The 21999-nt window shown below is 41.7% G+C and carries 21 protein-coding genes, 1 riboswitch and 3 other annotated features; of the genes, 7 read left to right on the forward strand and 14 right to left on the reverse strand.

Annotation, left to right across the window (positions count from 1 at the left end; all coding sequences use genetic code 11):
• Positions 1 to 61 precede the first annotated feature (61 nt).
• Positions 62 to 529 (forward strand): DUF3291 domain-containing protein, encoded by a 468-nt coding sequence (locus AC3WTL_RS17470; RefSeq protein ID WP_222499910.1) that lies wholly within the window; start codon positions 62 to 64, stop codon positions 527 to 529.
• 299 nt (positions 530 to 828) lie between these two features.
• Here the strand turns inward: AC3WTL_RS17470 and AC3WTL_RS17475 are convergent, their stop codons facing one another.
• Positions 829 to 951: a hypothetical protein gene (locus tag AC3WTL_RS17475; protein ID WP_261391571.1), complete on the reverse strand. Its 123-nt coding sequence runs from the start codon at positions 949 to 951 to the stop codon at positions 829 to 831.
• A 230-nt stretch (positions 952 to 1181) separates the two neighbouring features.
• On the opposite strand from AC3WTL_RS17475, the gene AC3WTL_RS17480 reads away from it, so the two are divergent.
• On the forward strand, positions 1182 to 2729 hold the full coding sequence (locus AC3WTL_RS17480; RefSeq protein WP_492369806.1) for a sensor domain-containing diguanylate cyclase: 1548 nt from the start codon (positions 1182 to 1184) through the stop codon (positions 2727 to 2729).
• Between the two features lie 55 nt (positions 2730 to 2784).
• Here the strand turns inward: AC3WTL_RS17480 and AC3WTL_RS17485 are convergent, their stop codons facing one another.
• A complete protein-coding gene (locus AC3WTL_RS17485) occupies positions 2785 to 3183 on the reverse strand; it encodes a cytidine deaminase (RefSeq protein WP_197214151.1) in 399 nt (132 codons plus the stop codon).
• 195 nt (positions 3184 to 3378) lie between these two features.
• Between AC3WTL_RS17485 and AC3WTL_RS17490 the strand changes: the two genes are divergently transcribed.
• From AC3WTL_RS17490 to AC3WTL_RS17505, 4 genes are all read left to right on the forward strand, one after another.
• Entirely contained in the window at positions 3379 to 4305 is a 927-nt protein-coding gene (locus AC3WTL_RS17490; RefSeq protein WP_222499916.1) for a nucleoside hydrolase, read from the forward strand.
• Positions 4306 to 4617: 312 nt separating this feature from the next.
• Entirely contained in the window at positions 4618 to 6777 is a 2160-nt protein-coding gene (locus AC3WTL_RS17495; protein ID WP_492369807.1) for a YhgE/Pip domain-containing protein, read from the forward strand.
• Between the two features lie 68 nt (positions 6778 to 6845).
• Positions 6846 to 7078, forward strand: a binding site (T-box leader).
• Positions 7079 to 7117: 39 nt separating this feature from the next.
• Positions 7118 to 7350, forward strand: a binding site (T-box leader).
• A 40-nt stretch (positions 7351 to 7390) separates the two neighbouring features.
• Positions 7391 to 7622 (forward strand) — a binding site (T-box leader).
• A gap of 52 nt (positions 7623 to 7674) precedes the next feature.
• Positions 7675 to 8874, forward strand: a complete 1200-nt coding sequence (gene thrS / locus AC3WTL_RS17500; protein ID WP_252220760.1) for a threonine--tRNA ligase — start codon at positions 7675 to 7677, stop codon at positions 8872 to 8874.
• 329 nt (positions 8875 to 9203) lie between these two features.
• Complete coding sequence (locus AC3WTL_RS17505; protein WP_197248724.1) at positions 9204 to 9563, forward strand: cyclic-phosphate processing receiver domain-containing protein; 360 nt, start codon at positions 9204 to 9206, stop codon at positions 9561 to 9563.
• Between the two features lie 152 nt (positions 9564 to 9715).
• On the opposite strand, the gene AC3WTL_RS17510 is transcribed toward AC3WTL_RS17505, so the two are convergent.
• The 4 genes from AC3WTL_RS17510 to AC3WTL_RS17525 all read right to left on the reverse strand — a co-directional run bounded on the left by AC3WTL_RS17510 (position 9716) and on the right by AC3WTL_RS17525 (position 14477).
• Positions 9716 to 10897: a M20 family metallopeptidase gene (locus AC3WTL_RS17510; RefSeq protein ID WP_492369808.1), complete on the reverse strand. Its 1182-nt coding sequence runs from the start codon at positions 10895 to 10897 to the stop codon at positions 9716 to 9718.
• 3 nt (positions 10898 to 10900) lie between these two features.
• The gene (locus AC3WTL_RS17515; protein WP_222499924.1) at positions 10901 to 12163 is read right to left on the reverse strand and encodes a Zn-dependent hydrolase; all 1263 of its coding nucleotides are present in this window, start codon (positions 12161 to 12163) and stop codon (positions 10901 to 10903) included.
• 18 nt (positions 12164 to 12181) lie between these two features.
• Positions 12182 to 13390: a hypothetical protein gene (locus AC3WTL_RS17520; protein ID WP_197248717.1), complete on the reverse strand. Its 1209-nt coding sequence runs from the start codon at positions 13388 to 13390 to the stop codon at positions 12182 to 12184.
• Positions 13391 to 13646: 256 nt separating this feature from the next.
• A complete protein-coding gene (locus AC3WTL_RS17525) occupies positions 13647 to 14477 on the reverse strand; it encodes a glycerophosphodiester phosphodiesterase (protein ID WP_492369809.1) in 831 nt (276 codons plus the stop codon).
• 300 nt (positions 14478 to 14777) lie between these two features.
• Positions 14778 to 14871: riboswitch (glycine riboswitch) on the forward strand.
• Positions 14872 to 14884: 13 nt separating this feature from the next.
• Between AC3WTL_RS17525 and AC3WTL_RS17530 the strand changes: the two genes are divergently transcribed.
• The gene (locus AC3WTL_RS17530; protein WP_163139438.1) at positions 14885 to 15487 is read left to right on the forward strand and encodes a trimeric intracellular cation channel family protein; all 603 of its coding nucleotides are present in this window, start codon (positions 14885 to 14887) and stop codon (positions 15485 to 15487) included.
• Between the two features lie 38 nt (positions 15488 to 15525).
• On the opposite strand, the gene AC3WTL_RS17535 is transcribed toward AC3WTL_RS17530, so the two are convergent.
• The 8 genes from AC3WTL_RS17535 to AC3WTL_RS17570 all read right to left on the reverse strand — a co-directional run bounded on the left by AC3WTL_RS17535 (position 15526) and on the right by AC3WTL_RS17570 (position 21947).
• Positions 15526 to 16731 (reverse strand): amidohydrolase, encoded by a 1206-nt coding sequence (locus AC3WTL_RS17535; protein ID WP_492369810.1) that lies wholly within the window; start codon positions 16729 to 16731, stop codon positions 15526 to 15528.
• 228 nt (positions 16732 to 16959) lie between these two features.
• Complete coding sequence (locus AC3WTL_RS17540) at positions 16960 to 17118, reverse strand: hypothetical protein (RefSeq protein ID WP_248349214.1); 159 nt, start codon at positions 17116 to 17118, stop codon at positions 16960 to 16962.
• A 220-nt stretch (positions 17119 to 17338) separates the two neighbouring features.
• Complete coding sequence (locus AC3WTL_RS17545) at positions 17339 to 17899, reverse strand: sugar O-acetyltransferase (protein WP_492369811.1); 561 nt, start codon at positions 17897 to 17899, stop codon at positions 17339 to 17341.
• A gap of 75 nt (positions 17900 to 17974) precedes the next feature.
• On the reverse strand, positions 17975 to 18184 hold the full coding sequence (locus AC3WTL_RS17550; RefSeq protein ID WP_222499936.1) for a hypothetical protein: 210 nt from the start codon (positions 18182 to 18184) through the stop codon (positions 17975 to 17977).
• A gap of 126 nt (positions 18185 to 18310) precedes the next feature.
• Entirely contained in the window at positions 18311 to 19018 is a 708-nt protein-coding gene (locus tag AC3WTL_RS17555; RefSeq protein WP_492369812.1) for a DNA alkylation repair protein, read from the reverse strand.
• A 56-nt stretch (positions 19019 to 19074) separates the two neighbouring features.
• Positions 19075 to 19770, reverse strand: coding sequence for a Type 1 glutamine amidotransferase-like domain-containing protein (locus AC3WTL_RS17560; RefSeq protein ID WP_492369813.1), 696 nt, complete (start codon positions 19768 to 19770; stop codon positions 19075 to 19077).
• 125 nt (positions 19771 to 19895) lie between these two features.
• Positions 19896 to 20558, reverse strand: coding sequence for an HAD family hydrolase (locus AC3WTL_RS17565; protein ID WP_197214135.1), 663 nt, complete (start codon positions 20556 to 20558; stop codon positions 19896 to 19898).
• Between the two features lie 144 nt (positions 20559 to 20702).
• The gene (locus tag AC3WTL_RS17570; RefSeq protein ID WP_222499940.1) at positions 20703 to 21947 is read right to left on the reverse strand and encodes an MFS transporter; all 1245 of its coding nucleotides are present in this window, start codon (positions 21945 to 21947) and stop codon (positions 20703 to 20705) included.
• Between the last annotated feature and the right edge of the window lie 52 nt (positions 21948 to 21999).

Here is a 21999-nt window from a genome sequence, read left to right on the forward strand (position 1 = left end):
AGGAATTAGTCCATTCTTTTCAGAATATAGGTAGATAAAAAGGAATGATGGGGGAATTAACTTGGCATTTGCGGCAATTTTGACAGTTGGACAGCTAAAGCATACAGAAGAGCACCCTGCCTTCAGGGAGTTCTTTACAGCAGGAAATTATATAATGAGAGAGGCTGCTAAAACTGGACAGCTCATCAAAGAATTCAACCCAAATAGATTGAAGCTCCCTGAAGAAATGATTAAAGGGAATGGTACTCCTGTTCTTACCTTAACTGTATGGAATGACCTGCAATCTTTATATCGTTTTACCTATTCAGGTCTTCATAGGCAAGCATTGCAGGACAGGAATAAGTGGTTTGATCCTCTTCCGGAGAGACAGCCTAATTATGTGATATGGTGGTCGGATATGCTATCAAATGTTTCTTGGAAGGAAGCTTTCAAAAGATATGATTCTTATATCCAGCATGGACCTGACTCTTTTGCATTTGACTTTAAGCATCCTTTTGATGAATTTGGGGAGCCGGTCGCGCTTAAGTAGCGGACAATCAATGAGTACCGTTTCTTATTAATTAAATCAATTAAATAACAAATCTGCGAAATAAAAAATAACATAAATAAGACAATGATTGTTCCGAATGTGTATACCGCTTCTTCTGCCGGATTCCCTCCTTCCATAAATACAGAACCAAAGATAAAAAAGAGTAAGAAACTTACCAACGCACCTAAGAAGAAAATACTAATATACTTTGACATGGAATTCCTCATTGATTCGATATTCCTTCCTAATATTATAAGGTTCCCGCACTATCCAGATGCGGGAATTACGATACTCTCCAGTCATCCCAGCCATTGCTGATTGTATGTTATAATCCCCAATATGGCACCTGCACCTGTGCCAAATAGTAAACCATCGATGGCCCAAATCCCTTTTTTATTCACTTTGTTATCCTTTTTGAACATGAACTGCACCTCCTCACAGCAGATTAAGAATCAGACAGAATCCTCTTACACTAATTTTTCATTTATATTTCTTTTAAACTTCTATACATTTATTTTCATTTTTTTCATGATTGGAAATTACTTCTAGTATTTGTAATTTTTTATTTCCTGTTGTGAGTTATACAAATCTCATGGTATATTTTAGTAGGTTATTTGAACTATAAATAGCACTTTATTTTCGGTGAAGAGAAATGAAAAAACCTATAAGATTAAGCATCCAGTGGCTTATTTTAGGCTTACTGGCTTTTGCTATGCTTGGCACCTATGCAGGAAGTGTCATTTCCAGTGTAGTGGTCAGCAGGAACAACCTGGAGAAAAATTATTTAATAGAAAATCAATATTATGCTCAAAAACTCGCAGCTGTTACAGATTCTCTTTTTGTCAATATGATTAAAAATCTGACCATCGAAGCACGAAATGAAGATCTTATGACGAACGATTCCCAAAAAATCCACAAAGAGTTAGATTTCATTCTGCAGTCGACTACCTATTTCAATTCTACATTTTTTGCGGACAAAACAGGCCGCGTCGTGGCATCCGCTCCTGATATGGCTTTAAAGGGAACAAAGTTAACTAGTGTCGGTGCAAAAAAATCTCTGGAAAAGAAAGTTCCAATAATATCAAAGCCTTATGTAGGTGTGACCGGAAAATTAATTTTGCTTATATCTGTCCCCGTTTTTGATGAAAGCGGATCGTATGAGGGATTTCTTGCCGGAACCATCTATTTGCATGAAGATAATAGCCTCATCCAAGTTCTGGGGCAGCATCCAAAGCATGAAAATAACTCTTATGTATATGTGGTTGATTCTGAAGGTAATATTATTTATCATCCGGATAAAAATAGAATTAACGATAATGTAAAGGAAAACAAAGTGGTACAGTACGTTTTAGAAGGAAGAAACGGAAATCTGGAAGTCACGAATACGAAAGGCATAGCCATGCTTGCCGGATATGCCTCTGCTGCCTCAACAAGCAAATGGGGCATTGTATCCCAGACTCCTAAAGAATCTGTGATGGAGCCAACCTTTGAAATGGCCAGGCAAGTAAGTTTGATTGCCATTCTCTTTATGCTGTTTGTATTCGCCCTCTCCCTGATCATGCTGAAAAAAATTGTAAATCCGATCAGAAATCTAGCTCTATACGCAAAGCAGATGACGACCGAACCATCTCGTCCTGTGCCGCAAATTCCCAACTGGTATTTTGAGTTAAAGGAATTAAAGCGAGCTATTTTAATAGCTGTGGATTTTTATCAGACCAAACTGACGAATGCGGAAAGTGAGTCGAACCTGGATCCGCTTACCGGTTTCTACAACCGCCGTTTTTTAGAAAAAAAGATAAGTGAGCTCGATAGGTACTCCATCATTTTATTTGATATTGACCATTTTAAAGCAGTAAACGACCAGTTTGGCCATCAAGCGGGAGATGAAGTATTAAAATTTCTGTCTGATTTAGTTAAAAGGGAAACGAGAGCAAGTGATCTGTGCTTCCGCATAGGCGGTGAAGAATTTCTAATCATCCTTCCAGAAACCGATATCTATATCACGGAATCTGTTGCAGAACGGATAAGGAAAATCACTGAATACACTTTAAGCCCCTCCGGAAAACCAGTCACTGTTTCCATGGGAATTAGCAGCTATCCCGCTGCAGCGGACAGCTTTTCAGAGTTATTGAACAAAACAGACCAGGCGTTATACAAGGCCAAACATGAGGGAAGAAATAGAGTGGTTATCGCCTTGTAAAATAAAGAGGGCAAGCTTTGAGTGAATATCTCTCAAAGCTTGCCCTCCTTTTATGCTACATCTCTAAATCCGTAAACGCATACGGCAATAAATCTTTTAATGTCAGTTCCAATATTTCTTGCTTCTCATTTGTTAAGTAGACTGGCATATCAGGCATACAGAACTCGGCTAACACCTGTCTGCATATGCTGCACGGCGGAAGAAAGTCTGCCGTATCACCAGCTACAGCAATAGCTTGAAGATCACCTTTTTTGTAACCGTTAGCAATTGCAGTGAAAATAGCTGTTCTCTCAGCACAGTTTGTTGCACCTAACGAAACATTTTCCACGTTAACGCCATTAATGACAGTGCCGTCTTTCAGCAATAATGCAGCTCCAACCGGAAATTTGGAATAGGGAGCATAAGCTCGTTCCTTCATACTGCGCGCACTTTCCATCAATTGCTCTTTATTCATGGTACCCATCCTTTTCAAAGAAGAATGAACTTTTCACAGTCCCCTTAGGCCAATGTAAAATTGGCAGGATTATTATCATATTATTTTTTGAAATGTTTGTCAATACCAGCGGTAAGGTTCTCCGCCTTAAAGGCATAACCCACTTCCTCCTTTGATATGTTATACAAATGAATATTTTGTATGGGAGGAAGATAAATGAAAAAAATCATTTTGTTTGCAGACCCTGGCATTGATGATTCTGTTGCCATCATGTATGCCCTTCTCAATCCCGGCATCAAGGTGTTAGCTATCGTATCGAGTTACGGGAATGTCACTAAAGAACAAGCAACAGACAATATCGCTTATCTGCTCCGACTAGCCGGCAGGAAAGATATCCCTATTATCGGCGGAGCTAATAGTCCTTCATCAGGGGAGATCCCAAGGTTCTATCCTGAAATTCATGGTGAAGAGGGATTGGGTCCTATACGCCCTCCGGTGGATGTGCAGGGAGAGCTGACGAATTTTTCGGAGCTCTACAACATTATAAGAATGAACCCGGACGTTACTGTAGTAGATGTGGGGAGAAATACCTCATTAGCTGCACTTTTTATATTAGGGGAAAATATATCCGACGTCATTAGGGAGTTTTATATTATGGGCGGTGCTTTTTTGGTTCCTGGAAATGTAACTTCTTCAGCAGAGGCAAATTTTTATGGTGATCCCGTTGCCTCACAGGTAGTAGTAACCAATATGGATAATATCTATATTGTCCCGCTTAATGTTACGAACAAGGCCATCGTTACAATGGAACATATTAATATGATACAGAAGCTGACTGACAACCCGCTGATTCAGATTATGGATGAGGCAATGGAGTACTATATAGAAGCTTATAAAAAACTCATTCCCGGGATTAACGGTGCTCCATTACATGATGTTTTAACACTGTTCCTCATGGTCAATCCTGAAATGGGAAGCTCCATTAGAAGAGATGTAAAAATATTAACAGCGGATGAAGGAAGAGGGACATCCATCGCTGATTTCAGAGTCAGCTCCAAGCCTGCTGAAAAGAATATAAATATTTTTCTGGATTTTAATTATCAGGAATTTATTGAAGATTTTATAAAAGTAATGAGTTCTTAAACAGAGAAGCAGGTCATTTATTGTTTCGCTCGTGTTTCTACCTCAGTGTCTGAAGGAGCACCAAATTCGGACTTATTCACTCGGATTTTTTCCTCCCCTGTCTGAAAGAGCGCCCTGTTCGGACTCGTTCGCTCGGATTTCTTCTCCTTATGCGAATGAGCCTGCTCCTTTAGCTCCAAAAATAATCGCCCATGCCCTTTTGGTTTTACACCGTTTTTTTAGGGGTAGAATTGCTGTTCACTGAGATCCTGAATATATTTAATGGATTATTCACAAAATCTATAGGAAGACGAGCAGATTGGACTGAACAGCATGTGGAAAATTTATAAAAAGGATATTAGAAGTATTTTTACGAACTGGGTTGCGGCAGTATTAATCGGAGGTTTGACGTTGCTGCCTTCTTTATATGCCTGGTTTAACATCGAGGCTTCCTGGGATCCCTATAGTCAAACGAATCAGCTTCCAGTAGGAATAGTGAATGAAGATGCCGGAGCAGTGGTTCGCGATAAAGACATACATATTGGAAATGACATCGTCAAGGAATTGAAGAAGAACGATAATATGGACTGGCACTTTGGAGACCGGAAAGACGCGATGGATAAGCTGGAATACGGCGACTATTTTGCCGTCATTGTGATTCCGGAAAATTTCTCTCAGAAGCTGGGAAGTGTCATTGAAGATCAGCCCGAAAAAGCGAAAATCGAGTATTATGTGAATGAAAAAATCAATGCCATTGCACCTAAAATCACAGAAAAAGGTGCAGGCGGGATTGTCGATACGGTTACAAGCAATTTTATCTCGACCGTGAATGGAACTATTTTTGAGAAGTTTAATGAATTGGGTCTGGAGATTGAAAAAGACCTTCCGGATATAAAGCGGTTCGAAGAGTATGTTTTTCAAATGGAGGAAAAACTTCCTGAAATCCATTCCTTATTAAGCAGCTCCCTGTCAGATGCGGAAAATGCCCAAAAAATGATTGATAAGGCACAAGCACTCGTTCCCGATGCCAAACGTGCAACAGGCAACGGTCTGCAGACAATTAATGAAACGATGAAATTTATAAATGAGGCTGAGAATCGCCTGAATGCAATGGAGCCCCAAATTCAGGAGAATCTGGAGAATGTGCAGAATATGGCGGTAAAGGTGAACGATTTTATCTCTTCGGTTCAAACCTCTGATTTGAAACTGGACCAGGGAAAGGAAATTAGCAATAGAATCAATGAGCAGATCGCGGGTTCGCTTCAGAATATCGAGACTATCGAAACAGCACTAAAGCAGCTGCAGGAATCTAATATTGAACAAGGCACAAGCCAGAATCAGGAACAAATCAATCAGGCTCTGGAACAATTGGCTGCATTAAAGCAGGAAGTGCAGACGATCCAGGCAAACGGGCAGAAGGTCAATGCCTTTCTTTCAGACAAGCAGCAGGAAGCGGATGATTTAATCACCCGGCTTCAAGAAAATTCAGCTGCAACTGCAGGCAGGATCGACGCATTCGTTAAAGAATATAATGAAAACATCCGTCCAGCCATCAAACAGGAAGTGGCCAGCGCCAAGGAAACATTGAGTAATGCCCGGAATATCCTGACTGAAATACAATCTGCCATTCCTGAAATCGAAAAAATCCTTGCTAAAACAGAGGGGAACTTGGGCAAAGGGAAAGAAACTCTTAAACATATACTAGGAGAATATCCATACGTTAGTTCAAAGATCAATCAATTAGCCGATCGGATTCGGGATATCCAGGGCGAGACAGACATCAACGAGATCATAGAGCTGCTGCAAAATGATCCCGAAGCAGAGAAGGGTTTCTTCGAGGAACCTGTTCAGCTCAATAAAAACAGCCTATTCCCAATCCAAAATTACGGAACAGGCATGACTCCCTTTTATACCGTACTTGCGATATGGGTAGGTGCCCTTCTATTAATTTCTCTATTGGCTACAGGTGTCCATCATCCTGAAGTCTTAACGGGAAAACAAATCTATTTCGGCAAACTGCTCACATTCCTAAGCATTGGATTTGCACAGACACTGGTCGTAACCATAGGGGATATCTTCATTCTCGGAGTGGATGTGGCAGCACCGGTATGGTTTATCCTGTTTGGACTGGTAAGCAGCTTAGTGTTTATATTAATTGTTTATACATTAGTATCTGTATTTGGCGATGTAGGAAAAGCCATGGCGATTGTCTTGCTGGTGCTGCAGATTGCGGGTGCTGGCGGAACCTACCCGACCGCCTTGCTTCCGGAATTTTTCCAAACCATCCACCCCTTCCTGCCCTTCTCTTATGCCATTGATTTAATGAGAGAAGCTGTTGGAGGCATTGTTTGGGAGAGAGTGTACAGAGATCTCCTGATCCTCATGCTATTCGGTTTTATTGCACTATTAATTGGAAGCTTTCTGAAAGAGCCATTAAGCAGAAAAATGAAAGTGCTGATGAAGAAATCGAAGGAATCCGGGTTGTTTCATTAGGGTCTAAAAGTTTTATTAACCCTCTTGACCTTTTCCAAAAAGTGTATTAAAATCAGTAAAAATATCCAATATGGGCTATGAAAAGGACACGAATCTTTCTTTATTTTCTTTCCAGAGATCAGGGCCACCGGCTGCAAGCCCTGAAGAAACGGGATTGATTTACCGCCTTGGAGCTATTATGGTGAAATGATATAATCAGAGTATCTATAATCGGGGAATCCGTTATCTTTTTGAGCATAAAGCAGTCTTTCGGCATGCTTTATGGAATTAGGGTGGCACCACGACCGCACTCGTCCCTTTTGCTGGGATGGGTGCGTTTTTTATTTTATTTAAAACTATATAATTAGCGTTGATAAGGACACGAATCTTTCTCTGTTTTCTTTTCAGAGATCAGGGCCATCGGCTGCAAGCCCTGAAGAAACGGAATTGATTTACCGCCTTGGAGCTATTATGGGGAAATGAGCTATTCAGAGTATCCATAATCGGTGAATCCGTTATCTTTTTGAGCATAAAGCAGTCTTTCGATATGCTTTATGGAATTAGGGTGGAACCACGGCCGCACTCGTCCCTTTTGCTGGGATGAGTGCGGCTTTTTATTTTAATTAAAACTATATAGTTAGCGTTGAAAAGGACATGAATCATTTTTTATTTTCTTTCCAGAGATCAGGGTCACAGGCTGCAAGCCCTGAAGAAAAGGGAATGATTTACCGCCTTGGAGCTATTATGGGGAAATGAGCTATATCAGAGTATCCATAATCGGGAATCCGTTATCTTTTTGAGCATAAAACAGTCTTTCGATTGCCTTATGAAATTAGGGTGGCACCACGACCACACTCGTCCCTATGTTTGGGAGGAGTGTGGTCTTTTTTTATAACTAATAATCAGGAGGAATTGAACATGGAAGCAGAAAAAATAAATCATAGAAAGTTAGGTCAAGAGCTGGAGCTTTTCACATCCATGGAGGAAGCCCCCGGAATGCCTTTTTTCCTGCCAAAGGGAATGGTGATGCGAAATGAACTTGAAAGTTACTGGAGAAGAAAACACCAGCGGGCAGGCTATCAGGAAATAAAGACACCGATTATGATGAAACAGAAACTTTGGGAACAATCGGGCCATTGGGATCATTATCATGAAAATATGTATTTCTCAAATGTAGATGAACAAAATTATGCGATAAAGCCCATGAACTGCCCAGGTGCGATATTAGTCTTCAACAGCAAACGGAGAAGCTACCGGGAATTGCCTATCCGCTATGCGGAACTGGGATTAGTCCACAGACACGAACTCTCAGGTTCTTTAAATGGACTGTTAAGAGTTCGGTCATTCACTCAAGATGACGCGCATTTATTTGTGAGGGCTGACCAGATTGAAGCGGAGATTGATAAAATACTTGTCCTAATTGATGAATTCTACTCCCATTTTGGTTTTGACTATAAAGTTGAACTCTCAACACGCCCAGAGGAATACATGGGATCTCAGGAAATGTGGGACCGTGCGGAAGGGGCTTTGGAATCTGTTTTGAAAAACAAAGAAGTTAACTATCAGATTAATCCTGGCGATGGGGCATTTTACGGGCCGAAAATTGACTTTCATATATTGGATTCACTCGGCAGAAGCTGGCAATGCGGTACAGTCCAGCTGGATTTTCAAATGCCGGAAAAGTTTAATTGTGCTTATGTAGGTGAAGATAACAAACTTCACCTTCCCATTATGATTCATAGGGCAATCTTTGGTTCAGTTGAACGTTTCATGGCCATTCTAATTGAACATTTTGCTGGCGATTTCCCACTGTGGCTGTCACCCATCCAAGCAAAGATCATTCCCATCTCAGATGCCCATGCAGAATATGCAGACTATGTAAAATCACAATTGGAATTATCTGGTATTCGCACAGAAGTCGACTTCAGAACAGAGAAAATGGGACTCAAGATCAGGGAAGCCGAAAAACAGAAAGTTTCCTACATGCTGGTGATTGGTGATAAAGAAATGGAGCAGCAATCCTTGGCACTGAGAAAACGTAAAGAAGGAAATATCGGTGTGATGAGCATTGAGGAAGTAATTGAACGGTTTGTAAATGAACTAAACGGCGGCAGATAAGTTTTCAAGCTCAGAAGGAATCTAATCCTTTTGGGCTTTTCTCTTTATTTACAAATAATCTATCTCTTTTATTCCTTGCAATAGTACAGACATGAACACGAAAGGATCTAAGATCAATAAGCTTATAACTGAAAATGTGCTTGAGTTCACATGAAAGGCCCCAACCTCCTTTCACTATCTTTTTAATGATGCAGGAATGTTTGATTGTCTTCCAATGAATCACTCTTCGGTATCTTTGCTTACATATGTATGTTACAATGAAATAAGCTTCAAAACTTTAGGGTTAACTCGACTTTTCTTAGTCACCCCTTTGAAAGGGGATTAAAAAAATGGAGAAAATAAGCGTATTTCTGGATGATTATCGGAGAGCGCCGGATGGTCATGTATTAGTTGAGACCATTGATGAATGTATCCTTTTGCTTCAGACCTATGAAATTGACCACCTTTCTTTAGACCATGATTTAGTAAGCAAATCGAGAAATGGTCTTATGCTTGTTCATATCATGGTTCAAAAACAGTTATTTGCGGATCGAATAACTGTCCACTCTGCCAACTCAGTAGGCGGGAAAGCCATGTATCGTTATTTAAAACAAGCACAGCAGGATTTTGAAATGCCCACTGACATTAAAGTACTTTTACGTCCACTGCCCCTCAACTACATTCCGCCAAACTATCTGCACAACTATTAGAGTCCATCGACAACCACCTTTTCTCCTTAGTCACAGGAATTAAATAAATCAATAGTGTATAGGGAGCAGAGTTAATCGACTGCTTCCTTTTTTTATTTCTTTAAAAGTTAAAAAAATCCGCTCCTCCCATAAGAGGAACGGATTGATCAGATTTACTGCTTTTCGTTCAAGTATGCCCATGCATATTGCACATAAAGCTCTGCACCTGTCGCTAGGGCGTCTTCATCAATATTGAATTTGCCGTGGTGGTGAGCCCACTCTGTGTCTTTCTTCGGGTTGCCGCTGCCGACAAGGGCGAAGCTGCCAGGTGCTTGGTCCAGATAAAAACTGAAATCTTCGGCCCCCATTGTGGGCTTTTCAGTAAATAGAACATCTTCCCCGAAAGCTTTAGAGGCAACCTTTTGGACGAGCTGCGCACTGTATTCATCATTGATTACTGCCTGTGAACCCCGAATGTATTCCACCTCTGCTTTAGCACCGTAGATAGCTGCCGTATTTTCAGCATAATGCTGCAGCTGTTTTTCAATATGATCTCTTGTTTCAGGATCGAAGCAGCGGACTGTCCCCTCGATGAATGCATTTTCAGCGATGATGTTGAATCTTGTACCCACAGTCATTTTACCAATGGAGAGTACGGCCGGCAGCTGGGCATCAATGGTTCTGGACACCACACTCTGCACATTCATGACAAAAGAAGAAGCAACCACAGCTGCATCAATGCAATCATGCGGCATGGCCCCGTGCCCGCCTTTCCCTTTGAATGTCACCTTAAATATATCAGCTGATGCGAAGGATGGCCCGGGCGTACAGGACACTTTATATGTTGGCATTTGCGACCAGATATGGATGCCAAAGACATTGTCCACGCCTTCCATCGCTCCCTGTTCCACCATCATCTTTGCCCCTTTCGCCACCTCTTCGGCTGGCTGGAAAAGCAGGCGGACAGTCCCCGGCAATTCTTCTTTTATCTCATTTAATGCCTTGGCAGCAACCAGCATCATCGCAGTATGAGCATCGTGTCCGCATGCGTGCATTTTGCCGTTCTCCATGGATGCATAAGGAAGGTCCTTATTCAATTCCTCCACCTGCAGTGCATCCATATCTCCCCTTAAAGCTACCGTCCTTCCAGGCTTCCCGCCTGCAATTTCAGCAATGACACCCGTTGGTTCTGTCCTTCTGTAAGAGATGCCTAAGCCATCCAGATACTCACAGATAAATTGAGTCGTTTTAAATTCCTCCCATGACAATTCCGGTTCACGATGCAATTTTCTGCGCAGTTCCGTTAATTCATCACTATATGCCCCAATCAATTCCTTTAGCCTGTTATGAATCATCTCTTATTCCGCCTCCGTTAGCTCTATTGCTGCCTCAAACAAAATCTGAACTGCTTCGGCAATATGCCGGGAATCAGACCATTCTTCCGGACAATGGCTCAGTCCATTTTTGCTTGGAATGAACAGCATTCCGGTACTTGTGTAATCAGCAAAAACCATGGCATCGTGTCCGGCGCCGCTATTCATGGAGCAAGAAGGGAAACCAAGTGTACTGCTTTTCTCCTTTAGCAGACTGACAATCTCTTTATTCATCTCTTTTGGCTGAATATATAACAGCTGTTCAACCGTTATTTCTAATCCGCTATCAAGATAGGACTCTGCTAATTCCTTCACTTTCTGAATGACATTCTGAACATGTTCCTCCCTGCCGGAGCGTATGTCTACAGAAAATACTGTTTGATCGGGTATCACATTGGCTCCATTTGGATACACCTGCAATCGTCCCGTTGTTACAACCGTCCCTTCTCCTTCTGCCGCAGCAAGCCCGGGAAATTGGGCGATCATTCCGGCAGCGGCAACCAGCGAATCCGACCTTCTGTCCATCGGAGTGGTCCCTGCGTGCCCGGCCTTCCCTTTTACGGTTACTTCCAATTGTGTTAAACCGACAATCGTTTCGACTACTCCGATTGGTATATTCTTTTCTTCTAAAACTGGACCCTGTTCGATATGCAATTCCAGGTAAGCCTTTACTGTTTGAGGGTCACGAACTTTCGGGAGAGATGGATCCAGCCCGATTTTCTCCATGGCTTCAACCGTCGTTATGCCATCTTTGTCTTTCAATGCTTTGAAGTCTTCCTCAGCCAGCAAACCGGTCATTCCGCGCGAACCCATTAAGCCGCCGCCAAACCTGGAGCCTTCTTCTTCGATAAGAGCAATAACCTCCAGAGGATACTTCGGCGTTAATCCATACTCAGTAAAAAGTGCGGCCACTTCAAGTCCTGCTACAACTCCGGCAGGCCCGTCATAGGATCCCCCATTCGGCACAGAATCAAAGTGAGAGCCGACCAGAACACTCGGTGCATCTTTTAAGGAACCATCAAATTTTCCAAAAATATTGCCCAATCCATCTTCACGCACAGTCAAGCCGGCTGCCTTCATTTTTTCTTTAATATACTGCCGTGCAAGCAGATCCTCCTGACTATATGTCAGCCTGGTTGTCCCTCTTCCAGGAGTTGCCGTATAATTGCTTAATGTGTCAATATGACTTTCTATTCTCTCCTGTACTTTTTCCAGATTCACATTTTTCCCTGTCTGAACATCACTCATTTCAATTCCATCCCTTTCTTATAAAAGTCCGACAAATATTCCGGCCAGCACGACCGACACAATGGTCACTGTGATGAATCCGCCGACAAGCATAGGCGGCAGCATATTGCTGGTCAGCATTTCCCTTTCTTTTTCATCCTCGGTTAATGCTTTAATGACTTCATTTGTAATAATGTAGTCAGCCGGAAACCCATATAATGCCGTCAGTGAAACAGCAAAAGCCATTTCCTTGCTCACTTTTAAAAGTTTCCCTGCGATAAATGAGAAGACATACATTCCGATTACACCCAAAATAATGGTTCCGGCAAGCGGATAGATAATTTCAAGCATCATCCCTGGTGTAGCCTGCTTTAAGCCGTCAAAAATAAAGAGCATTAGAGCCATGATCGCAAAACCGAAGCCATTTGCTTTTTGCAGCACCTGCTTTTCAAGAAAGCCAATGCTTGTGGCAATCACCCCGAACAACAGGCAAAGGACAAATGGACTGACACTGGCAACTGGAGCCAGCAATGTCGATGTCAGATAAGCAAGGTAGGATACTACTGCCAATCTTAAAAACTTGAAGAAATCTGTATTATATTTCTCAGGCATATTCTTAAAAAGCTTAAGTTCAGGTTTTGAAACTGTCATTGATGCTGCAGCCGTCTCTTCAGCTGCAGGCCCCTGGGCCTTATAAGCAAGCTGACCGCTGCGGTACTGCTTCAAAAGCCGCTTTCCTTCTTTTTTCAGGACGATGGATGTAAGCGGATATCCCGCAAATCCCTGCATCACATAAATCACGATGGCAAAAACCGATAGTGAAGCCAGTCCCGCTTCCTTCGCTCCCTCCGACATGATCAGAGCAGATACCACACCTCCAACCAATGGCGGAATAGCGACAACCACCGTTTTAAATCCAAAGATAAATGTTCCGATTCCTAGTAATATCGCAATAATTCCTAAAATCCCTGATAAAGCAATCACAATCGTCTTCCACTGATTTTTCAATTCCTTAATCGAAAGCAATGTTCCCATATTGGTAATCAATAGGTACATCATCATCGTTGCCACAACAGGCGGAACCCCTGCCAATGCCACGATATCCTGCGGAAAGAATGTCCAATAACCTGCAAGGAACAGTACGGCACAGACAAATATGGATGGCACCCAAGCCTTAGTCCGGACTGCAACCAGATCTCCAATAAATAATATAAGTAAAAGAATAACTAACGCTAACAGCTGTGACATAAACCCTTCCCCCTCTAAGTTGAATACCTATTCATTCGTGTTTCGAAAAGTATATATTGTTAGAATAATAATACAATTATACTTTTCAGTCAATTTAAATTATTAAAAATTTTATGGAACCGCTATCATCATGACTTCTGCATGAGAAAGTCATAAAAATCAATTTAGCAAAATAATAATATTATTTTAAAATTCTATTGAAACCAAAAAAACCCGCCAAAATGACGAGTTTTCTCCATTTTTGAATAGCCGAAGACTAGTTTCTGGGATCAACATAATCCGGATAATCGGTGATGACGGCGTCCACTTCCATTTCGAACAGGAAGTCAGCAGCTTCCTGGCTGCGCACTGTCCATGAGCCAATTTGCATGCCAAGAGAGTGAACCTGATTCACTAATTCTTCGCTGACAATTCCATAGCTTGGATTAAACCAATCAGCATAAGCTGAAAATTCCTTTAATGCTTCCGCCGTTGTATCGGCACGGTTAGATGTCAGTACACCAATGGGCACTTTAGGAAGAAGCTGATCCATTGTTTTCATAGAGTCGAAGTTAAAAGACTGGATAATGATTTTTTCATTTTGCGGCTTATCAAGATTTCTTTCTTTTAATGCATCTGCCACTTGTTCTTCAATGCCGGGATAAAGCTCTGGAGCCTTCAATTCTATTAATATTCCAACCTTGCCATGGTAGCGATCCAGAATCTCTTCAAATGTCGGGATTGGTTCTCCGGCAAATTGTTCCCCTTTCCAGCTGCCGGCATCGAGACTTCTTAAAAAATCAAACGTTAAATCCACTACTTTTCCGGTTCCATTTGTTGTACGATCCACAGTTGTATCGTGGATTACCACTAATTCGCCATCTTTACTTCTTTGAACATCAATTTCAATATAATCAGCTTTCATATCTACAGCCAGATCAAAGCCGGCTATCGTATTCTCAGGTGCATACCCTGTGGCACCGCGGTGCGCTATATTATCCACTTGTTTCCTTTCCCCTGTTGTCGGTTCTGCTGCGAACGCCTGGCTGATTGGGCTGAATAGCAGAGAAAAAGCCACCCCTGTACCAATTAATAATTTTTTGTTCACGCTCTCCATCTCCTATCTAAAATATGTATTCAACCATATTCTAGAAAAGGAATGTTGAAGGGGTGTGTGATTATTTTTATGGCTAAATAAAGACCATGTTAACAAAAACCAGCCTTTTTCCTTACGTTTTTTTACAAATCCGCTTGTGGAGATTGAATAGAAATGCTCTTTTATTTCGCTTCTTACTGTACATGAACCCCTTTTCCCAGTTCTCTATTGCCGTTTTCTGAATCCCACTCTATTATTGACTGTCCAATCCTCCCATCCATACTCTATAATAATAAAAACAAATACTTGCGAATGACTGCTGCGGGAGAGAACGTAACGTACGTCACCGAAGGGGTAAATCTATAGGAAAGACGAATCTGTCAGGTACAAGGACAGAGATACTTGATTAGGGGGATTGTATGGTTTGGGATGTATTGAACGTGATCGGAACAATTGCATTTGCAATGAGTGGGGCAGTCGTTGCACTGGAAGTAAAATACGACATTATGGGTGCCTATGTTTTAGGATTAATTACAGCATTTGGCGGCGGTGCTATTAGAAACCTTTTTACCGGCATTCCGATTATAGAATTATGGCAGCAAACGACTCTTTTTATTGTTGCCCTAATTACCATCAGCTTTGTCATTATATTGCCAAGCAGCGCTGTTCAGCTTTTGACGAAATGGAGCATCTTTGACTCAATTGGCTTGTCAGCCTTTGCTGTCCAGGGAGCTATGTATGCACAATCAATTGATTTACCCTTATTTGCTGTTATGTTCTCCGCGGCCATAACCGGTGCCGGCGGAGGCATGATCCGCGATGTGCTGGCTCAGCGAAAGCCCATTGTTTTACGTGATGAAGTATATCTTTTATGGGCCATCTTTGCCGGGTTTATCATTGGCCTTGATTGGTTGTCAAAGTCTTATCATTTTTATATTCTTTTTGCTGTTACTTTAATGCTTCGAGGAATTTCGCATCATTACAGCTGGAGATTGCCTATCAAATCTATTCAAAAACAATAAGAAGCTAAAAACGATTCCTTTAAACATAAAAGCTCACATCAGCGTGAGCTTTTGTTTTCTTCCTTATTAAAATAATGGCAAACGACATATCCCACTGATTTTGCGGCAACAAGCATCGAACCTTCATCGATATCAAATTTAGGGTGGTGATTGAAGTATGGTTCTTCCGTTCCCTTTGGAGTGCACCCAATATAAAAATAACAGCCAGGGACCTTCTCCAAATAATGCGCAAAATCGTCCGATGGTGCCATTTTAGGAAACTCTTTTACCTCCAAAATGTCTTTATCCCCGGCTGATGCCAGCGTACCTGCAACAAACCTCGTCAATTCAGGATCATTATACAGCGGCGGGTAGTCGGGTTCATATGTCAGCTCACAGCTTACACCAAATAACTCCTCAAGTCCGTTTACAATGCGGTGAATTTCTCTATTCATCACATCCTTTGTTTCATCATTGGAATAGCGTACATCCCCCTCAATTTCGATATGATCCTTGATCACATTAAAACTCCCTTTACCGTCAAATGAACCGATTGTCACTACACCGGCATGAAACGGATCCACTCTTCGGCTAACAACCGTCTGGATAGCTGTTACAAAGTAAGCGCCTGCAACAATAGCATCGTTTGCTTTATGCGGGGAAGAACCGTGTCCTCCGCTTGCCTGCACCCTAAGTTTAAAATAAGCGCGGCCATTAAAGGAATATCCGCTGTGATAGCCAACAGTTCCAGCGGGGGCGATTGGCAAAACATGTATGCCAAAAATGGCATGGACATCATCGAGAAATCCTTCTTCAACGATGCTTTTTGCTCCGCCTGGAGGCTCTTCTTCCGCATGCTGATGGATTATTTTGACGGTGCCATGGATCTTATCTTTTAATTGGATGAAACAGTCAGCCAAAACCATAAGGTATGCTGTATGTGCATCATGGCCGCAAGCATGCATGATCCCTTCCTTTTTTGATTTAAACGGAACATCCAGCTCTTCTTTAATAGGAAGCGCATCAAAATCAGCCCGAAGTGCCACGGTTTTTCCCGGCTTTCCACCCTCAATAGTGACAACAATGCCATATCCATTCCCTGCATTTGTTATCAGATCAACATCTTTCCCTCTGTAAAAATCAGCGATATAGGCTGCCGTTTTTTCCTCTTTGAATGAAAGCTCAGGATTCTGGTGTAAATAACGGCGTATCTTAATCATCTCTTCTTCTCGTTCTTCCAGCATTTTCATTAATTGATCAATCACCAAAATCATCTCCTATCCTTGCTGGAACCTAAATACCTGTTACTGGGATTCCCTTTCATAATACTAAAAAGAAGAAGAGCATTGTGCAAATCCATTGCTCTTCTTCTATATTCTCTGTATTTACACTTTTCACTCGTTCTCACTGTTCACTTTATATGTTGATTGCTAAATCGCAGCCATCTTTTTGAATTCCTCTTTCAAAATAATGCCCAGAATTAAACCAGGGCTCTATAAACCTCCACAATTGGGCGGTTTGTCCTTTTCCCCCTCAGCGAAATCACAGCCTTCAGCAACTGATTCAAGGCCATAGTCTGTATTGCTTATCTCATATGAATCCTGGGCATTTTTTCGGATATCCTCGAGCGGCTTTTCTTTCTTTTCTCTCATATCTTCCCTCCTAAGTTTTTATTAAAAGTTTTTTCTTAGATGAGAAATATTATTCGTGTTGAGGTTTGGAGCAGCAGCTTCTAATATGCTATAGCGCCATATTTCTGCAAAAAGCCACTGTAATTAAGAAATACCGGAAGCTTGAAAAATACCCTAGTACAAACGAAAAGCACAACCCGCAATATGAAATGGCTTTTCTTGTAAGGATGCTGAGGAGAATTTAAAGCTCAATTTGTTTAATTACTTTCGCTGGATTTCCGCCAACTACTACATTCTCTGGCACATCTTTCGTAACAACTGCACCTGATGCGATCACCGCATTGTTGCCTATTGTTACACCTGGATTAATGACTGCACTTCCCCCGACCCACACATTGTTTCCAACCGTAATCGGCTTAGCATATTCTCTGCCTGAATTGCGTTCAGCGGGATGAAGCGGATGCGTTGCCGTATAGATATGTACACCGGGAGCAAGCATGCAATTATCTCCAAAACGCACTTCACAGACATCCAGGATGGTACAGTCAAAGTTCGCAAAAAAGTTTTCACCTACATGAGTATTATAGCCGTAATCAAATCTGATATTGGGCTCCATATATACGTTTTCTCCGGTAGACCCAAGCAGCTCCTTTAATAACTTTATTCGCTTTTCCCCTTCAGTCTCCAGAGTCTGATTGTACATTCTGACCTTTCGTCTTGCTTCCTCGCGTTCCTTTAATAATACCGGATCGGCAGGATCATACATTTCTCCGGCCAGCATTTTTTCTTTTTCTGTTTTCATTTTATGACCTGCTTTCAAATACATTTTCAAATACAGAACTGAAAAAAGGACAGTGTACCTGTCCCCGTGTCCCCTTTAGCGTGACGCTTTAGGCGGCTGGCAAACGTCACATTTGCGCTGGTGATTATTTTTAAATTTCGTAAATGTTTTTTCAAACTGGCTGCCGCATGCACATTGAAAAAGCAGCTTTTGAGAAAAACCATGATATTCCGTCGATAGCAGCTTACTATCCGAGTTTTTCTCAACGAAATCGTTAATTTTGCTGATGTTCCATCGTTTATTCATTACCTTACCCTCCATATTGAATCGCTGAGCGGACATCCGTTCCATTATTAGCGCATTTCATCATTCCTAAGTTCCTCATTATAACACAAAGGGACAGGTTCATTGTCTAACCCAGCCCCAATTGGTTTAGCATCTTACATATTTCCTTTTAAAGCCAATCTTTCCTCTATCTGCTTCCTTTTGGATATTTTCTGAGGCCTGCAGAATGGTACTTTTTTTCTTATCCCGTTTCATTTCGACCGGCCCAATGGCTTTTGCAATCTCAACCGCCTTTTCATGGAGCGGCAAATAAGAAACACCCACTGTATAGACAAAATTATTCATGGCGGATTTCGTACGCTCCGGAGAATTGTGGATGGTGTCTTTCACTTTATCAAGCATTTTGGCCAGCTTCTCTTCAGAAAATTCAGCGTCCGGACGATTTCCCAAAAGCCAGCAATAGCAGCTCCAGCCACCTGACATCCGCAGTTCTTCCCCGCTTTCGATCCATTTGTCGGCAACATCCTGTGCAATATCTGCTTCAGCTAATGTAACGGCCACTACATAATCGGACAGCATGTAAAAATAAGCAGCATCCATCCAGCGGTCAAAATCCGCTTCGGTCATGGCCTCAGGATCTGCAATGACGCCTGCAAAGTACATGGCATCGTAGTTCCCTGTGGCGTATAACTCCTCCGCCAAAGGCTGATTTCTTTTAATTTTTTTAGCTATCGGTTTCATTCCACCTGTTGCAGCACCAAAAAGCGGCTCATGTGCTCCGTTAGATATGTACATTTTCTTGGTCCGTTCCTTGCCGAGAGCCTCAAGCTCCTGCATAACCGTCTGTAAATCCATCTTTTTAAGCACTTCCTTCTATTTAAATAAAGTTAACAGCAAAAGACTGATTCGCTTCAAGAACCCAAATATTCGGTTTTCAGTTCAATCTCTTTAACTTCTTTATCGAAATAGACCTTATAGGCCATGGCATCCGGTCTAGAACTTACGATTCGGCTGACCTCCTCCTCAATGAAGTGGATAGCCACTCCATCATCCGCTGCAATTCCAGGCTTTATTTTATCAGAAGCCAAAAGCTCATGATAGGCTGGCCTTCTTTCCGCTTCTCCGTCGTAATGAGGGCAATTGCTTCCTTTCAAAAAGCCGAGGCATGTTAATGGCTCCAGTTTATCTCCATAAGAATCCGTAACCCCTTCTTCAAACCAGCAAATGGAGCCCGCACTGATGCCGGCTAATATGATCCCTTGGTCCCATGCCTTTCGTAAAATCTTATCTAATCCCCATTCTTTCCATAAAGCCAATAAATTCTTCGTATTTCCGCCTCCAACATAAATGATATCTTTATCCAGTATAAACCCCTCTATATCTCTTGCTGGCGGTTTAAATAATGATAAATGAGAGGGCTGGCACTTCTGTTTTTCAAAAAAGTCATAAAACCATTTAATGCAAACCTCGGAATCCCCTGTTGCAGTAGGCACATAGCAGACTTTAGGATTTTCTTTACCTGACTGACGTAAAATGTATTCATCTAACAATGGATTCTCCAGCTCCATGGAGAACCCGCCTCCTCCTAATGCGATAATTTGCCTCATAACTTATTCCCCCTCAAAGAAATGCTAAATATAAATATTCTCCTTTAATTCCAGCTGTTCCTTGCTACTCATTCTAAAAGTGATTCTGCATAACAAAACGCTTAGGATTTAGCCCAAGCGTTTTGTTATTTAAAAATAAATTTATTAAATTCCTCTACTGTTTCAAAATAATACTTTGAATCTAACTTCATTTGTTCCTTGATTTCAGGGATAATGTGAGACCATCCGGCAGCCGCAAAATCCACATTGCAGCTTCTGGCCATATCCAATCCGGGCTTCAGGTCATCGAGCATTAATGCATCAGTCTCTTGAAGTTCATAGCGCCTTAATATTTCTTTAATTGGATATGGATGCGGTTTTCTTTGATTCTCAGGAAGATCCCAGCCAAAGATGGCATCTGGCACAAATCCACAATGAATGGAATAATCTCTTTCAATTCTGCTTGTCTCAGAATGAGAAACAACCGTCACAATTCCACCTTGCTTTTTAAACTCTTGAACTGTCTCAGCAAACAGCTCATAGAAGTCAGGTACAGTTGACTCGGTATATTTTTTCCATACCATCTGCTGGTGATTTTGTTCCTCATCTGTAAATTTAATAATATCCTTACATAATGCAGTAAATCCCGGATGATAACAATATCTGACGAAATCTTCAAAAGATATAGGTTTATCATTTGGCCGCAAGTCTTTAAGAGCCTCTGCAAATGATGGAAAGTGTATACCAGGTGTGCTTTTTACCCCTGTATCATCATGATCTAAGATTAAACATTTATATTTTAAACCCATAACTGCCTCCTGCAAACCTCTACATTAAAACATAAATAAAATCCAGCATTCATTTATAATTATATTAGCAAAAAGCCCAATTCATTGCGAATTGAGCTTTTTATTTTGACTGTTGTTTGTTTCTCTTAATTTAAACAGAAGGGTTTATGATTCACTCAGCTCAGGCTTCCCGGCTTCCAGAAGCACCTGATCCCGGCCTAAAATAACAGCTAACAGGATAATGAATGCGCCTGTTCCCACAAGAAGCCATTCGATGGCAATGATATCTGCAATCGGGCCAAATATCAGCATGCCAATCGGCATCATGGAGGTGGAGATCATTCCCATGACACCAAACACTCTGCCTAAATAATTTTCTTCAATTTTCTCCTGCAGCAATACAGTTACCGGCGTATTGAAAATTGGCATGGCAATCCCGAAGAACGCCATGAACACTAAATAGATCCAGAAAACCGGCACGATGCCGAGTGCCAGGGTGCAGATCCCCATGATGAGACTGGCAAGGGTCATGGTTCTAATTTTATTTGGGTATCCTCCCCAGGAAGCAATGATTCCGCCTCCAGCCATCATTCCAACTGAAAAAGCAATTTCAATGGCAGTCAGCTCCCACACATCTCCCCCAAAGGTACGGGTAACCTGCAGCGGCGTCAGAAAGGCCGCAGGCGCCATTAGCACGATGAATACGGCAAAGAATAAGAAAAACTTCTTCAGGAAAGGATTACTGTTCACATATTGCAGCCCTTGTTTAAAGTCGCTGAAGTAACTCGCTGTCTGTTCCGCTGCTGCTTTTTTGTGCACAGCAATTTTAACAAACGTCATCAGTGTAACAATGGCAATCGCCGCTGTGATGACATCGATGAAGAAGATGACCTCAAGCGATGCCATAGCGATTAAAGCGGCACTGACCATCGGTGAAACAAACATAATGACAGCCTGTATGCTCCCATTTACTCCATTCACCTTTGTCAGCTTCTCCTTCGGAACAATCTGAGGCAGAATTGCCCCGACAGCAGGAGTCTGGATTCCTGTTCCAAGGGCACGAATTCCTGCCATGACAAACAGCAGCCAGATGGACTCATATCCCATTAAGAAGAGGATGGCGAGTATCAGTGTTGAAAAGGCAATGAGGCCATCTGCTAAAATAATCAGCATTTTCCGATTGTACCGGTCTGCCCAAACACCCGCAGCCGGTGATAAAAAGAAGGTCGGAATGAACCCGCAAATAATGTAGAGAGTCATCATCAAACCGGATTCTGTCGTTAACGTAATATGCCACATAATGGCGTATTGAACGAGGGACGATCCAAAAAGGGAGATCGTCTGGCTGCTTAAAAAGAGAATAATATTCTTCAGCCAATTTTCCTGCAGATTAGAATTTAAGGTACTCATATATTAATCACTCATTTCTATATTTAATAAAAACAAGCTTTGCCTATATTCA

This window comes from Cytobacillus sp. EB106-05-05-XG126 (assembly GCF_058791715.1).